Below are 1,696 nucleotides of genomic sequence, written 5' to 3' on the forward strand. Positions count from 1 at the left end.
ATTATTATAAGTCTGTACCAACTAGTAGGTACAGTACAGATATTTGTTTGTTGATAGGAGGAGGGTTACAATGATCCCTTTAAAGAATAAGGAAGATCTAATGTTATTCTCTAATTATTAAATAATGGGAGATAAGGGTTGCATGAAAATCCTACTATGGTAGACAGTTATGTAGAAATATGCGATTTAGGCTGAGCTAAATAATGAGGCTTAAAGAAACCTGATATTTCTTGAAGTAAGTAAGACAATGTAATATATTTGACATCATTGATCTACCTTGGTACTTTACTATTGCTTTTGTACCAAACGGTAGGTACAAATAGGTGTAAAATAAAAAAATTGGAGGAATTAATTATGAATCAAAACGATAGTTTATACAAAAAGTCACATATGAACCGTTTAGGTGAATTTAGTACACTCTCACCTGAAATCTTTAAAGAATTTCTAACCTTTGACAGAAAAGCGCTAGCTGAAGGAAAGTTAACAGCTAAATTAAAGGAATTAATTGCAGTGGCAGTTGCTCATACGACTGGATGTCCCCATTGTATTGATTTTCATGTTAAACAAGTAAAAAAACATGGAGCTTCCAAAGAGGAAATGGCCGAATCGATTATGGTAGCAACAGCCCTGAAAGCAGGATCTGCTCTTGCTCATGGTGTCAATGCTTTAAACGCTTATGATGAAACAGCTGATGATGAATTATATCGAGCTTCTTATATCAACCGACTAAAAGAGTTTTCTCAGTTAGATGGAGATGTCTTTAAAGCGTTTGTGACATTTGACCAAAAAGCGATGAAGGCGGGATTACTTAGTGTGAAGGAAAAAGAGTTGATTGCTATAGCGGTGGCGCATACTACAGGATGCCCTTATTGTATTGATATCCACACTAAAGCAGCCAAAAAAGCARARGCAACGAGGGAAGAAGTCGCTGAATCTATTATGGTAGCAACAGCATTAAAAGCAGGGTCTGCTCTTTCTCATGGAGTGAATGCATTAGTTGCATATGATGAATAAGTCTTAAGGAGTTTAAAGATGTAGGAGGATCTAGACAAACTAGCTGATATTGCAGAAGCTTCTGGTTTAAATAGAGACGAAGCATTGAAAGCATTAAATGATAAGAAACAATACGCACAAAACGTAAAAGATGATCAATATGAAGCCAAGAGATATGGTATTAAGGGCGTTCCATACTTTATTATCAATCAAAAATATGCTGTCTCAGGAGTACAGCCAGCGCAAGCATTTTCTGAAGCGCTAGATAAAGTTTGGAAGAAGACAATCCAGCACCCAAATTAGAAGCTCTATCGGCGGATACTCCTGATGGCAGCTGTGTCATTCCCCCTAAAAGATCATAAAACAGGACTTTGTAAAAACATTTATTAGATAACGAAAGTGTAGAGAGATAATTCTAATTAAAAAAACAAATGAAGGAGATATAAAAATGACAAAAATTAATGGAGTCGATACAAAAGTTATTGAAAACATAGTAGAAAATTTTAAGGAAAATCCTGAGGAAGGAATTGCAGGATATTCTTCTTCGGTAAAATGGAAAGGTGGATTTTACGCTGAAGCACAAGTAGGTGATCACAAACCCGTTCTCATTGATGAGCCAGATTGGTTCTCAGGATCTGATAAGGGTCCAAGCCCAGCTGAACTATTATTAAGTGCATTAGGTGGTTGTTTATCTATTTCAGTT

2 protein-coding genes and 1 pseudogene are annotated in these 1,696 nt (G+C 35.8%); all 3 read left to right on the top strand.

Annotated elements, in window-relative coordinates; all coding sequences use genetic code 11:
- Window positions 1-354: 354 nt before the first annotated feature.
- On the top strand, window positions 355-1,014 hold the full coding sequence (locus AC1DVB_RS27040; protein WP_477591914.1) for a carboxymuconolactone decarboxylase family protein: 660 nt from the start codon (window positions 355-357) through the stop codon (window positions 1,012-1,014).
- Between the two features lie 27 nt (window positions 1,015-1,041).
- Window positions 1,042-1,355: pseudogene (locus AC1DVB_RS27045) on the top strand (DsbA family oxidoreductase); the annotation flags it as partial.
- Between the two features lie 86 nt (window positions 1,356-1,441).
- A partial coding sequence (locus AC1DVB_RS27050; protein WP_477591916.1) for an OsmC family protein occupies window positions 1,442-1,696 on the top strand: 255 nt, incomplete at its 3' end.

The organism is Peribacillus sp. P4_D6, from assembly GCF_056401795.1.